The 12,787-nt window shown below is 71.7% G+C and carries 12 protein-coding genes; 6 read left to right on the forward strand and 6 right to left on the reverse strand.

Features of this window, described 5'->3' with window-relative positions; translation table 11 throughout:
* Window positions 1-674: 674 nt before the first annotated feature.
* The gene (locus QPK52_RS26030; RefSeq protein ID WP_410539943.1) at window positions 675-1,919 is read left to right on the forward strand and encodes an MFS transporter; all 1,245 of its coding nucleotides are present in this window, start codon (window positions 675-677) and stop codon (window positions 1,917-1,919) included.
* Window positions 1,920-1,925: 6 nt separating this feature from the next.
* Here QPK52_RS26030 and QPK52_RS26035 read toward each other — a convergent pair whose 3' ends face one another.
* Entirely contained in the window at window positions 1,926-2,576 is a 651-nt protein-coding gene (locus QPK52_RS26035) for a 4'-phosphopantetheinyl transferase family protein (protein ID WP_410539944.1), read from the reverse strand.
* Window positions 2,566-3,759, reverse strand: coding sequence for a cytochrome P450 (locus QPK52_RS26040; protein ID WP_410539945.1), 1,194 nt, complete (start codon window positions 3,757-3,759; stop codon window positions 2,566-2,568). The genes QPK52_RS26035 and QPK52_RS26040 overlap by 11 nt, the downstream gene beginning before the upstream one ends.
* Before the next feature lie 97 nt (window positions 3,760-3,856).
* On the opposite strand from QPK52_RS26040, the gene QPK52_RS26045 reads away from it, so the two are divergent.
* The 5 genes from QPK52_RS26045 to QPK52_RS26065 all read left to right on the forward strand — a co-directional run bounded on the left by QPK52_RS26045 (window position 3,857) and on the right by QPK52_RS26065 (window position 9,756).
* Entirely contained in the window at window positions 3,857-5,131 is a 1,275-nt protein-coding gene (locus QPK52_RS26045) for a hypothetical protein (protein WP_410539947.1), read from the forward strand.
* Window positions 5,132-5,473: 342 nt separating this feature from the next.
* Window positions 5,474-6,268, forward strand: a complete 795-nt coding sequence (locus tag QPK52_RS26050; RefSeq protein WP_410539949.1) for a hypothetical protein — start codon at window positions 5,474-5,476, stop codon at window positions 6,266-6,268.
* Window positions 6,265-8,031: a hypothetical protein gene (locus QPK52_RS26055; RefSeq protein WP_410539951.1), complete on the forward strand. Its 1,767-nt coding sequence runs from the start codon at window positions 6,265-6,267 to the stop codon at window positions 8,029-8,031. Before QPK52_RS26050 ends, QPK52_RS26055 begins: the two co-directional genes overlap by 4 nt.
* 16 nt (window positions 8,032-8,047) lie before the next feature.
* On the forward strand, window positions 8,048-8,782 hold the full coding sequence (locus tag QPK52_RS26060; protein WP_410539952.1) for a class I SAM-dependent DNA methyltransferase: 735 nt from the start codon (window positions 8,048-8,050) through the stop codon (window positions 8,780-8,782).
* Between the two features lie 32 nt (window positions 8,783-8,814).
* Entirely contained in the window at window positions 8,815-9,756 is a 942-nt protein-coding gene (locus tag QPK52_RS26065) for an aminotransferase class IV (RefSeq protein ID WP_410539953.1), read from the forward strand.
* 75 nt (window positions 9,757-9,831) lie between these two features.
* Here QPK52_RS26065 and QPK52_RS26070 read toward each other — a convergent pair whose 3' ends face one another.
* The 4 genes from QPK52_RS26070 to QPK52_RS26085 are packed head-to-tail and all read right to left on the reverse strand — an operon-like array spanning window position 9,832 to window position 12,784.
* A complete protein-coding gene (locus QPK52_RS26070; protein ID WP_410539954.1) occupies window positions 9,832-10,119 on the reverse strand; it encodes a hypothetical protein in 288 nt (95 codons plus the stop codon).
* Between the two features lie 10 nt (window positions 10,120-10,129).
* Window positions 10,130-10,945 (reverse strand): hypothetical protein, encoded by an 816-nt coding sequence (locus QPK52_RS26075; protein ID WP_410539955.1) that lies wholly within the window; start codon window positions 10,943-10,945, stop codon window positions 10,130-10,132.
* Window positions 10,938-11,999, reverse strand: coding sequence for a Gfo/Idh/MocA family protein (locus tag QPK52_RS26080; RefSeq protein ID WP_410539956.1), 1,062 nt, complete (start codon window positions 11,997-11,999; stop codon window positions 10,938-10,940). The genes QPK52_RS26075 and QPK52_RS26080 overlap by 8 nt, the downstream gene beginning before the upstream one ends.
* Window positions 11,996-12,784, reverse strand: coding sequence for an SDR family NAD(P)-dependent oxidoreductase (locus QPK52_RS26085; RefSeq protein ID WP_410539957.1), 789 nt, complete (start codon window positions 12,782-12,784; stop codon window positions 11,996-11,998). Before QPK52_RS26085 ends, QPK52_RS26080 begins: the two co-directional genes overlap by 4 nt.
* Window positions 12,785-12,787 lie beyond the last annotated feature (3 nt).

The following is a 12,787-nucleotide window of genomic DNA, read 5'->3' on the forward strand; positions in this document are numbered from 1 at the left end:
GTGTGCTCCTCATCGACGACGGACTCGGACGTGGGGCCGGCCGTGGTGCGGCCGGTTCGACCTGGTGGACGCCCGCGGCGTCCCGGCCCGTTCCCCGGGCGGCGGGGATCACTGTCTTGGGGCGACGGGGGCGCCCACCGGTCTGACTCCTCCCACCTCTCCCCGGATGCGGAAGCGGCGCCGGCGGGACTCGGACGGAACCCCCACCGTGCGGCCGAAGTGCCGGCGCGGGGCCGCGGCCGCGGCCGTGCCGGTCCGGACGGCGATCTGCTCCACACTCAGACGTGTGGTCTCCAGCAGGCGCCGGGCCGGCCGGACACGCTGCGCCAGGAGCCGCTGGAGGGGGCCGTCCCCGTACCGGCGCGGAAGTGACGGGTCAGGGCGCGGCGGCCGAGGTCGGCCTGTTGCGCCTTCCCCTGGAGCCACCCCGGAGTGCGGGGGCCGCCGACTCGCCGAAGCCGCCCATGGCCGGGGTTTGCCCGCCCGGTACGGGCCGCTGCTGCGAAGTTCCGGAACCGGCTCCTCTGACCGGCGGTGATGGTCCGACGGCGGTTCGGCGGATGCGTGACACCGCCCTCGTACCGCAAGGGTGATGTCGCGAATCCGCCAGTCTTCGCCGCCCGGGGCCTGCTGAACTGATCACACGACGACAGGCCCTTCACAGGACGGAACCCATGGCCTCGACAAACACCGCCGTCACGCGCCACCCCGGCGGAACCGATCTGCCGGCCCGATCCCCGCTGGCCGGATGGCTGGCCGTGGTCTCGGTGATGCTGGGAATCTTCTCGATCGTCACGACCGAGATCCTGCCGATCGGCCTGCTCACCATGATCGGATCGAGCTTCACCGTCTCGGACGGGATGGCGGGCCTGATGATGACCATGCCCGGTTTCCTCGCGGCCGTCTCCGCACCGGTGGTCACCGTGGCGACCGCGCGCATCGACCGCCGTCTGATGCTGTGCGTGTTCATGTTCCTGCTGGCCGTGGCGAACTTCCTGGCCGCCGTGGCGTCGGACTACTGGCTCGTTCTGCTCTCCCGGACCGTCGTCGGCATCGTCATCGGCGGCTTCTGGTCGATCGGTGCCGGGCTGGCCGAACGCCTGGTGCCCGCGGAGTCGGTCGGCCGCGCCACAGCAGTGATCTTCTCCGCGGTGCCGCTGGGCTCGGTGCTCGGCGTGCCGGCCGGCACCTTCATCGGCGACCTGGCCGGATGGCGCACGGCGTTCGTCGTCATGGGCGTCCTGACGGTCGGTGTGCTGGCCATGCTGATGCTGGTCATGCCGCCGCTGCCGCCGGACCGGGCGACCCGACTGAGCGTGCTGCGGGGCATGTTCGGCAACGTCAACACGCGCTTCGCGCTGCTGCTGACCTTCCTGGTCGTGCTGGCGCACTTCGGCACCTACACCTACGTGACGCCGTTCCTGGAGCAGGTCACCGGTATCGGCCCCCAGATGATCACCGTCTTCCTGCTGATCTACGGCGCCGCGGGCATCGCCGGGAACTTCCTGGGCGGAGCGATGGTCGCCCGCCGCCCCCGGGCCGCCTTCGGTGTCGCCGCGGGCATGATCGCGGTCGCCGCCCTCCTGCTGCCGGTACTGGGGCGCTGGGAACTCGGCGTCGTGGCCCTGCTGGTCGTCTGGGGCGTCGGGTACGGCGCGGTCCCCGTCTCCTCCCAGACCTGGTTCGCCAAGGCGGCCCCCGGTGCGCCCGAGGCGGCCTCGGTGCTGTTCACCGCATCCTTCCAGGCGACGATCTCACTCGGGGCGCTGGTGGGCGGCTTCACCCTGGACCGCACCTCCCCGTCCACGGTCATGACTCTCGGCGGCATCACCGCCACCCTCATGGTCGTGGCCGTGGGGGCCCACTTCGCCCGGCGTCCGACATGGCCGGACGGCACCTGCCTCGTCCCCGGCCGGTGACACCGATCAACCCGTCGCGCGGATCGCCGCGCGACCCACGGCCACGCCGATGACCGAGGTGCTGCGGTCCTCGGCCCAGTAGTCCGTGGCGCCGACGGATTCGGCGAGTTGCTGCCGGTCCGCGCGGGTCATGGCCAACAGGTCGCTGCCCAGTTTGACCAGTGCCTCCCTGGTGGTCCACAGCCGCAGGAACGCGCGGCGGATGTCCTGGGCCGCGAGCACCCGCTCGGCCTCGACCTCCGGAAGGGCGGCCGTCAGCAAGGTAGGGGTGACCGGGAACCGGTCGAGAAGCTCGATGTCGACGCCGACGCGGTGCCGCTCCGACACGGCCGCCACCACTTCGCCGCCGCTGTGCGCCCAGCTCACCTGGACGTCACCGTTCAGTACGCGGGGCGGACCGTGGCCGTCGGAGCCGCAGACCGGACAGCTCTGGGCCAGCGCGACGGCATCGGCGTCGGCGCCCGTCACGTCCGCGACCAGCCGGCGCGCGAGAACGCGCGCGGCGAGGAAGTCGTTCCTGCCCTCCGCGGTGCGCAGGCGGGAGTAACGCCGTTGTTCGGAGGCGGACAGGAGGGCCGGGAGGTTTGAGGCCGGTCCGGCCAGAGGGCCGAGAACGTCCTGGGAACGGCCGGTGCGGAGCGTGACGTCAGACCGCACGCAGCATCAGGGAGACCGGACCGCGCACGAACATGCCCCGGCCCCATTCGGTCGAAACGACCTCCAGGTCGCGCGGCAGCCGCAGGAAGTGGTCAAGCACGGCCGCCGTCTGCAGGCGTGCGGCGGGGGCGCCCATGCAGTAGTGGCGGCCCCAGCCGAAACCCAGATTGGGGACGGGCGGCCGGTCCAGGAGGAGACGGTCGGGATCCGGGAAGACCCGCGGATCGCGGTTGGCCGCCGCGGTGAGGACCCACACGTCGTCTCCGGCCGCGACCGTGGCGCCCGCCAGCACGTGGTGCCGGGTGGCCCGCCGGGCGTCGAGCTGCACAGGGCCCCCGAAGCGGATGAGTTCCTCGACGGCGTCGGTCGTGGTGTGCCCCAGCGCCTCCAGGTGCTTCCTCGCCTCCGGGTGGAGGATCAGCAGCCGGAGCGCCATGGTCAGGAACTTCATGGTGGAGTCGGTGCCTGCGAGGATGAGCAGGACCACGGTCGCCACGGCCTCGTCCTGCGCGAGCGAGCCGTCACGCACGGCGCGGGACAGGGACGACAGCACGTCGTGCTCCCCGGCGGGCCCGGTGCTCAGACGCTCGCGGGTCCAGGCCCACAGGGTCTCGTTGGCGGCGATCGCGGCCGACTTTGCCGCGGACATGTCCACGGAATCGGTGGAGGCCTCACCGGCCCCCGTGTACACGACCAGGGCGGTCGCCACCTCGGTGAAGGTCTCCAGCCAGCCTTCGGGTATGCCGAGCAGCCGTGCCGTCACCAGGATCGGTATCCGTGCCAGAACCTCCGAGGCCAGGTCCACCGTCTCCCCGGAGCGCAGGCGCTCCTCCACACAGGTGTGCCGGAACTGGTCCTCCACCACCGCGCGTACGACCTCCTCACGGCGTGCCATCCTGCGTGCCGCGAACACGTGACGGACCGCGGACCGCAGCCGTCTGTGGGTGTCGCCGTCGGAGGAGATCATCGTGGGCGCCCCGCCGAACCACGGGCCGGGGTCCTCGGCCAGTATCGACGACGAGTACGTCTCGCCGTCGTTGAGCACGGCCATCGCCTCGGCGTGACGCGCCACCATCCAGACTTCCGCGCCCTCGTTCCATACGCACGCGCCGGTCTCGCGGATCAGCGAGTACGCGGGGTAGGGGTCAAGCAGTGTCGCGGGGTCATTGAGGTCGATGTCCATGCGCAGGCTCTGTCTGTCGGAGGCTTCGGGACATGGTGCCACAGGCGATCACATATGTTGTCCGCACCCGGACCCGGCTGAGAAGGAGAACCGCAGCGTGACGAACGACGCTCAAACCGGTACCGCCCAGAGCCCGACCGACCGGTTCCGTTCGCGGCTTCTCGGGCCGACCCTGGAGTCGGCCCGTGAGATCCCCTTCTACGCACGGCACTGGGAGGGACGCGAACTGAGCTTGGAGCAACTGCCCACGGTCACCAAGAAGCAGTTGCTCGACGACCTCGCGTCCACACTGCGCCCCGGTGGGGTGCCGGCGAACGTCGGTCACTCGACCGGGACCACCGGACGGCCGTTCTTCCGGGTCAGGGGCCGGGAGGAGATCAAGGCGTACTCCGAGTACCTGCGCAGTGTGCGGACTGCCACCGCCGCTCACAGGGGGAGGCCGGTGCCCCCGATGCTGCAGATCAGCGGGGCGCCGATCACGATCCACGGTTCCGTGCTCCCCGTCGAGACGGACGACATGCGGCTCGCGGTGGACCTCTTCTCCACCGAAGGGCTGGCCGCGTCGGTGGACCTTCTCACCAGCCCGTCACTGGCCCTGCTCGGGGAGGGATTCCAACGCGTCCTGTCCGCCAGCCCCGGTGGCGCGATCCTGCTGACCCAGGAGCTGATCCAGCGGGGGACGCCGACGCGGGAACTCGGCATCGAGGTCATCAGCGTCTACAACAGTGCCCTCCTTCCCGGTCAGCGAGCCCTGCTCCGCGAGCACTGGGAGGCGCGGCTCGTCGAACGGTTCAGCATGTCCGAGGTACTGGGCGGAGCCACCCTGTGCTACGACTGCGGGCACCACCACCTCGATCCCGTCGTCGTCGCCGAGGTGCTGCGGACGGACGGGGACGAGCCGGCCACTGACGTAGGGGAGCTGGTGCTGACCGAGCTGCACCCCTTCTCGCAGCTTCAGCCGATGATCCGCTACCGCACCGGAGACATCGTGCGGCGGGCGCAGTCACCTTGCCTGCCGAACGAGTTGACCTTCGATTACGTCGGGCGGGCCCGCGCCAGCGTGCTGTGCGACGGGGAGCTGCTGCTCGGTGAGATCGAGGTGCTCGAAGCGGTGGAGGATGTGCCAGGACTCGCGCACGCGCCGGTCGGTGAGGGCCGCGCGCCGGTGGGCGCGCCGCTGATCTCCCTGCGTCCCGAGACGCGAGGACGGGAACTCACCGCGATCGAGGCACGGGTGGAGGCTGCCGCGGACCTGGATCCCGCCGACGGTGTGCGGAACCTCCTCGGTGAGGTGCGCGAGCGTCTTACCCAGTTGCTCGACGGGCGGACGAAGGAAGGGATTTCGGTCCGAGTCGTTCTCACGGCCTCCTGAACTGTCTTTTCCTTTGCATGAATTGATCGACTGGAGCCGTTGTCACTGGGTACAGTCTGTCTCGTCAATCTTGGGAGGAGGTGTACGAGATGAGCATCCAGGACCTGGTGAACGAGCTGGTCACCGAGCGGGACATCGAGATCGTGTCCGTCAACGAGGCTGCCTGACCGGTGTCTCGGAGGGCGCGGACCCGGGAACCGGGAGCCGCGCCCTCCAGCATCGGTCTTTTCTCACGGTCTGCCGGCCCGGTCGGTGGGCCGTTCCGTCTTTCCGGGGATCGAACCTCGCCGGCCCGGCGCCCGGACGGCGGACGGCGGACGGCGGACGGCGGACGGTTCGAGCATGGAGGCGAGGGACGTGGCGGAGAACGAGCAGTGGACGGTCGACCTGACGCTGCGTCCGCCGCCGCTCGGGACCGGGGGCATGCACCCGGTGTCCGTGGTGACGGAGGAGCTGCGGGCCGTGCTCGAGTCCTACGGATTCGACGAGTTCGACAGCCCTGTCGTGGTGTCCGCGGAGTACAACTTCGACCGGCTCGGCGTACCGGAGGGCGCTGCGGTCCGTGACGGGCGCCGTAACTTCTGGCTGGACGACGGCCATCTGCTGCGCAGCCACACCTCGGCAGGCGTCGCCCGCCTGCTCGCGGCCACCGAGACGGACGAGGTGCGGGCGTTCGTGGTGGGCCCCTGCTTCCGGCACGAACGCCGGTCGGCCCGCAGCGCCTGGCAGTTCACCCAGATGGACGTGGTGCTGACGGGCGATGAGGTACGCCCCGCGCATCTCACGCACCTGCTGAGGCTCTTGGCGCGGGAAGCGCTCGGAGAGTACTGGCCGGTGCAGATCCGGCCCGAGACCCGGGAAGGGCGGCTGACCGGTTGGAGCCTTCACGCGGGGTGCTGCTGCGGACCGGATGACGAGTGCGCCCTGTGCCGCGGGACGCGCTGGCTGGAAATCGCCCAGGGCAGCGTCCTGCCCGCCGCCGTTCTGGACGGATCGGCGCTGACCCTCCGGGAGGGGCAGGCGGTGGCGTGCGGGCTCTCGGTCGACCGGGTGGTCCTGCTGCGGTGGGGACTGGACGACATCAGTCTGCTGACGACGGCGGAGCCCGCCCTCGTCCACAGCTGGGGGACACCATGAGGACGACCCTGGTGCCGTCACCCTCGTCCGGGTGGGCCGACGGGCTGCTGTCGGCCACGGAGGCCGCCTCCCTGCTGCGCGAGCGCGGGGTCGAGGCACGCGCCCACGGTGGCGACATCGAGGTGGGGGCCCCGAAGGAGTGGGCGATGGCCCACCACACCTGGGGACTGGCCAGCATCATCCGGGCGGCGGTCGGACAACCGTCGCAGGGGACTCTCGGCCCGCCCGTGGCGGCGCCGGCGCGGACGTGCCGTGCGGAACCCGGCACCTGGACCGACGTCCCGGACGGGGCGGTCGCCGCGCGCGTTCCGCTCGATGCGGGCCGGAGCCAGTGGTACGCCTCCCGGCGGGACACGCTCGAGGCGCGGGCGCTCGTGACCTGGGGTGCCGCTCTCACGGTGCGGGTCGTCGACGGCCGTGAGTGTCTCCAGGCGACCTTGAACGCTCCCACGGTCGAGGAGATGACCGGCGAACACGTTCCCCGGCGTCTGGTGGCCGCCGTGGGCGCGGCCCTCGGCGAACCCGGGACCCGCGGCGGTGGATCCGCGCCCGCCGGGCTGGTCTGGGGACGCGGTCCGGCCCGGCCGTCCCAGGTGCTGAACGACCTGTGGTCCAGATGGCGGGAGTCATGGGGACCGGAGCCCGACCGTCCCCGGCTCGCCCAGGTGGTCCGGGCGTGGGGCGGCCTGCTGTCCGACGAAGACCGCCTCGAACTCCCCTGGTGGCGCGGTTCCCTCGGGGCGAGCGCATGCATCGGCGACCTGGCCCGGTGCCTTGGGGCCGAAGCGAGCGGCGCCGCCTCCCTGCCGGCGTTCCGCAGGCATTCACCGCCGCGCCGCCCGGCGACCCACCGGGTGGGTCCGGCCCTTGCCGCACTCGGCTTCTTCGAGGCGCGCACGCCGTGCCTCAGGGAGGGCGGACCCCCGCGCGATGGCGGGACACGGCGGGTCGCGCAAGTCCGTGCCACCGGGGTGTTCCTGCGTTCCGACCTCGTCACCGGTCTGCTCGCGCCGGAGCGCAGACTGCCGGCCCTCCAACAGGGCCGGGAGCGGCCCTGGGGCGTGTTCGAGATCGGGACCGTCTTCTCGGCCCCGGACGGTGCGGCGCTGCCGACCGAGCGGCTGCACCTCGGCATCGCGGTACGCACCGGAGGACGCACCGGCCGGTCGGTGCCGGCCGCACTGGCCCTGGTGCGCCGCGCCGTCGACGTGGCGGCCGACGCGCTCCGAGCGGACGTGCGGGTCGGGAACGTCCCCCGCGGAGCCCTGGAGGCCCCGCTGCTCGGTGCCGGCGGCCGAGTGGTGGGCCGGCTGCGGCTGCATCCCCCCACGGGCCGCCGCCGGACGGGACAGCACGGGGCGGTGTCCGCGGAGCTGGCCCTGGACGCGGTCCTGGAGGGCGCCCGCGTCACCAGGAGGGGGAGGCCCGCGCGCGCCGAACGGCCGTACGGCAGCGCCACGATCGACCGCTCCTTCGTGATCGGTACGGACGTCACCGCCGACCAGATGCTCGCGGTGGCCCGGTCCGTCAAGGGGATTCGGGACGCCCGGTCCGTGGAGGACTTCGCCGGAGCGCCCTACGGGCCCGGTCGGCACAGCCTGACGGTCCGCCTCTACCTCGGCGCCGGCGGACGGCCGTCCGAACGCCCGGAGGTGTTCGAAGTGGTGGAGAAGCTGGGCCGCGAACTCGGGGCCTGCCCCCGGGAGGAGTGGCGTTCCGATTCGGATCACTCCTCCAACAGCCATATTGCTAAGGATCTTTGATGGTTATCATCGGGCGGTGACCTGGAACGAACAAACTTATGGCGCCCGCTGGGCGAATTCCTACGACGAGCAGCCCTGGCCGGACCCGAAGGAAGCCGTCGACTTCCTCGCCGAACTGGCGGGTGACGAACCGCTCCTGGAGCTGGCCATCGGCACGGGACGGATCGCCGTACCGCTGGTCGAACGGGGTGTCGAGGTCCACGGCATCGACATCTCCGAGGCGATGATCGCCCGCCTGAGGGAGAAGCCCGGCGGCAAGGACATCCCGGTGGAGAGGAGCGACCTGCGCGACTTCACCACTTCGCGCAGCTACCGGACCGTCGTCCTGGTCCTCAACACGATCTACGCCCTGGCTGACCAGGAGGAGCAGATCGCCTGCTTCCGGCAGGCCGCGAAGGCGCTGGAGCCCGGTGGCCGGTTCGTCGTCGAAGCCTTCGTTCCCGACGTCACCCGCTTCCACCGGGGATCGCGGGCCCACGTCTACGACGTGGGCGTCGGACACGTGACCATCGAGGCCGACGTCCACGACCGCGCCAAGCAGACCGTCCTCGAGCAGCACGTGCGGATCACCGAGCAGGGCATCACGATGCTGCCGGCCTTCCTCCGCTACATACACCCCAGTGAGATGGACCTGATGGCCAAACTCGCCGGTCTCGAACTCGAGAACCGCTACGGCGGATGGCAGCGCGAACCGTACACCGCGGAATCGGAGAACCAGATCTCCGTCTACCGAGCGCCGTTGGGCTCGTGATGGGCGCCGTCGGCGCTCCTTCCCCGCCGGACATGCCGCCTGACCACCCGGTGTGGCGAAGCGGGACGTTCGTACCGTGGGACCGGGCGACGGTGCATGCCAGCTCGGTCGGTCACGCCTCGGTGTCCGCATCCTTCGAGGGCGTTCACGCCTATCGCGGGGCGGACGGCGGCCTTGCGGTGTTCCGGCTGCATGACCACCTGCGGCGGATGCTCAACTCCATCTCCTGGGCCGATCTGGTGTCCCCGTGGTCGCTGGAGGAACTGGTCGAGGCCACGCTCGAGCTCTGCCGCCGCAACGACCGCCACGAGGACACCTACATCAGGCCGTGGTGCTTCGCCGCCGGGGTGCACCGCGAGCAGATGGTGCCGGCCGGCACCGAGGTGGAGATCATCATCGATGTCTGGCCCTTCCGGTCCAAGCTGGGCACCGACACCACCGCGAAGGCCGCGGTCTCCTCCTGGACCCGTTTCGGGGCCAATGCGATGCCTCCGCAGCTCAAGGCCTTCTCGAATTACCACAACGGCCGCCTCGGAACCAACGAGGCGAGGGCCCGCGGGGCCGACTGGCCGATCTTCGTCAATCAGGAGGGGCACCTGACGGAGAGCTCGGGGGCGAATCTGGCGATCGTACGCGACGGAGTTCTCGTCACACCCTGGCTGGCTTCCGGGGTGCTCGACGGGATCACCCGCGCCACCGTCCTCCAGCTGTGTCGCGAGTCGGGCGTGCCGACCGAGGTACGGGCGATCGGCCGTGCCGAGCTGCTGCAGGCCGAGGAGGTCCTGTTCATCGGCACGGCGGCGGAGGTGCTGCCGATCGTCGAGGTGGACGGCCGGCCGGTGGGGCAGGGCACGGTCGGCCCCGTCACGGCCCGGATCGCCGGGCTCTACCACGACGCGGTGCGCGGGAAGGCCCGGACGGCCGACGGCGCACGGCCGTTTCACCCCGAGTGGCGGATCCCGGTCTGGGGATGAGCCGGTTCCGGCGGGGGGACGCCCGCCGCCCCGCCGGAACCGGGCCGCACTACCCGGGGGAAGCCGCTCAGATGCTCACGACCCGTCGTCCCCGCACGGCCGCACGGCACCCTGGATGAGCCGCGGATAGCTTTCCTCGTCGACCCCGAACACCCCGGCCGTGGCCAGCCGGACCAGGAGAACCGGATGGACGCCGATCTCGTAGAGTCTGCGGACGTCCCCCGCCAGCAGGGCCCGGCGGTGATCGGCGGGCAACGGAACGTCCCGCAGCGCGGTGACCGGATCGGCGCGCAGCCGCCGCGCGAAGCCGGGATCGGTTCCCACGCGCAAGCAGATCCGGTTGAGGCCCACCGCCCCGGCCACGACGCCGACGTCAGTGATTCCAGCCCGCGAAGGCATGCCCCTCCCCCTGGTAGTAGGACATGGACGCCAGCCGCAGATGGCTGGTGGCCCCGCGGACGACCAGCCAGGCCAGCACCTCGCCGGCCACCGTCCCCGCCCCGCCGAGTACCTCGGGGGTGATGGCGGCGGTCAGCTCGTCCGTGGTCGCCGCGGTCAGGTGGTCCACCACCGTGGCCGCCCAGCCCGGGTCGGGCACCGCCCACAGACGGTCGTGTCCGAGTGCGGGCCCGCCCACTTCGAGGGAGAAGCTGCCGCTGGCGATCACCGCGACGCGTCCCGCACCGGAAGTCCGGATGGCGCTTCGGATCTCCTCGCCCAGCCGCACGCACCGGCGTGGGGACGGCAGCGGGGCGAGCAGCGTGTTGACGTGGACGGCGACGACGGGTATCCGGCCCGCCGGGTCGAGGAACCACCGGGGCACGGCGATCCCGTGGTCGACCTGCGCCCCGATGCTCACCGCCGGGTCGAAGTCCCGGGACACCAGGTGCCGGTGGATGTGCCGGGACAGCTCCCCGGCACCGGCCATCGGTCCGGACGGCAGGCCCGGCACCGCGTCGGCGGGGCCCGTCAGGTCCCCAACGTGCACGGCCAGAGTGGGAACCGCGTCGAGACCGTAGGTCGTGAAGTGGTCCCCGCTCACGATGAGCAGGGCGTCCGGCCGCGCCCCCTCGACGAGGTCTCGGAGCACGCCGTACCGCCTCGCCACGGGCCCCCTCGGGGCGTCCATCGCGACCTGGGGGAAGACAGGCGTGTGGGGCATCCCGGCCGCCGCGACCACCTCACCCATCGGACGCTCCGTCAGGACGGGGCAGGCCCGCCGCACGGTAGACGGCGTCCAGCAGGGCCGCCATCTCCACACCGTCCTCGGGCGGCACGACGGTCGGCCGACCGTGCTCCACGGCTTCCGCGAAGTCGGCGACCTGCCGCCGGTGGGAGATGCCGTAGTAGTCGATGCCGGGGGTGGGCGAGGATGCCTCCTCCAGGACGGCGGCGGCCGTCCCGGCCGTTGCCGTCAGGGCCGCGTCACCGGAGACCCGGTGCAGCCGGGCGGGGTGGTCGATGTCGAACTCGACCGTACCGCGCGAACCCACCAGTTCGATCCGTGTGCGCCAACGGGTCGAACTGCCGGTGGTGGCCGAGAAGACAACGGGCAGCCCGCCGGCGCTGAGCAGCGCGGCGACGGTCGCCTCGGTTTCGTGAGGGCCTCCCGCCGGCGGGGTGACGGCACGGGCGGAGTCCACGCTCAGCGGGCCGACCAGACTGCGGACGACGTCCAGGCAGTGGTAGCCCTGGTTGATCAGTGCCGACCCGCCCTCAAGGGCCCAGGTACCGTGCCAGTAGCTCGACGTGTAGTACTCGGCTGGCCGCGACGCCTCCAGACAACCGCGCACCAGAACGAGATCACCGAGCAGGCCCTCGTCCAGCCAACCGCGGACCAGCCTGACGACCGGGTCGTACAGGTGCTGGGACACCGTCGCCAGGACGAGGCCCGAGTCCGCGGCCAGCTTCACCAGTTCCCGCGCCCGGTCCGCGGTGAAAGCCAGCGGTTTCTCCACGAGCACGTGCTTGCCCGCGAACAGCGCGGCCTCCACCCAATGGGGGTGGGCGGCGTGTTCGGTGAGGACGGACACCGAGGTCAGGTCGCGCCGGCGCAGCAGGGCCTGCGCCGACGACTCCACCTCGGCGATGCCGTGCCGCGCGGCGAGGTCCGCGGCGCGCTCCGGCCGTAGGTCGCACGCAACGGCGAGTTCCCAGCCGGGGCCCAGGGCCCGCACCGCGTCGGCGTGGTTGTCGGCCACCCGCCCGCATCCGAGCAGGCCGTGCCGTCGGGGGAGGGTCATGACACGTATCCGTTCACCAGCCAGCCGCCGTCGACCACGAGCGCGTGCCCGTGCACGTAGTCGCTGTCGGGGCCCGCCAGGAAGAGCACGGCGCCGACGACGTCCCGGGGGTGTCCGCGCCGTCCGGCGGGAATCCGCCCCACGATGTCCTCGTGGGTGAGCCGGCCGCTCTCGATGGCCGGATGCGGGGTCTCGATCTGGATCATTCCGGGTGTCACGGCATTGACGTTGATTCCGTGACGGGCCCACTCGAGCGCCAGGGAGCGGGTCAGGGCCAGCACCGCTGCCTTGCTCGCCGCATAGGCGGCGCGCCCGGGGAAGGCCGTGTGGGACAGCAGCGAGGTGAAGTTGACGATCTTGCCCCGTCCTTCGGCCATCATCGACGGTGCGACGAGGCGCGACATCGTCATCGTGCCCAAAGCGTTGGTCTCCATCAGCCGGCGCGTCCGCTCCGCCTCGAAGGAGATCGTCTCGCCGAGGTCGAAGACCCCCGCCGCGTTGACGAGGACGTCGATGCCGCCCAGTTCGGCGAGGACATCCTCGACCACCGCGCGCGCGGCGTCCTCGTCGCCGACGTCGAGCACATGGGCACGGGCGTCGGCACCCAGTGCCAGAAGCTCCGCCCGCACGGCCTCCACCTGGGCCGACGTACGGGCGGCGACCGTCACGGACCTGGCGCCCTCGCGGGCGAAGGCCAGCGCCACCTCTCGGCCGATGCCCCGGCCGCCGCCGGTGACGACGACACGGGCTCCTTCGAACCGTCGTCCGCTCCTGTTGTCGTCCATGGC

The sequence above is a fragment of the Streptomyces sp. KL2 genome, assembly GCF_046529545.1.
GTDB lineage: Bacteria > Actinomycetota > Actinomycetes > Streptomycetales > Streptomycetaceae > Streptomyces > Streptomyces radiopugnans.

What these genes read in the sequence shown, in the direction of transcription:
- QPK52_RS26050 (WP_410539949.1), top strand. Translation starts at nt 5,474, where the DNA reads ATGGAGGCGAGGGACGTGGCGGAGAACGAGCAGTGGACGGTCGACCTG.
- QPK52_RS26085 (WP_410539957.1), bottom strand. Translation starts at nt 12,784, where the DNA reads ATGGACGACAACAGGAGCGGACGACGGTTCGAAGGAGCCCGTGTCGTC.
- QPK52_RS26065 (WP_410539953.1), top strand. Translation starts at nt 8,815, where the DNA reads ATGCCGCCTGACCACCCGGTGTGGCGAAGCGGGACGTTCGTACCGTGG.
- QPK52_RS26030 (WP_410539943.1), top strand. Translation starts at nt 675, where the DNA reads ATGGCCTCGACAAACACCGCCGTCACGCGCCACCCCGGCGGAACCGAT.
- QPK52_RS26040 (WP_410539945.1), bottom strand. Translation starts at nt 3,759, where the DNA reads ATGGACATCGACCTCAATGACCCCGCGACACTGCTTGACCCCTACCCC.
- QPK52_RS26055 (WP_410539951.1), top strand. Translation starts at nt 6,265, where the DNA reads ATGAGGACGACCCTGGTGCCGTCACCCTCGTCCGGGTGGGCCGACGGG.
- QPK52_RS26080 (WP_410539956.1), bottom strand. Translation starts at nt 11,999, where the DNA reads ATGACCCTCCCCCGACGGCACGGCCTGCTCGGATGCGGGCGGGTGGCC.
- QPK52_RS26075 (WP_410539955.1), bottom strand. Translation starts at nt 10,945, where the DNA reads ATGGGTGAGGTGGTCGCGGCGGCCGGGATGCCCCACACGCCTGTCTTC.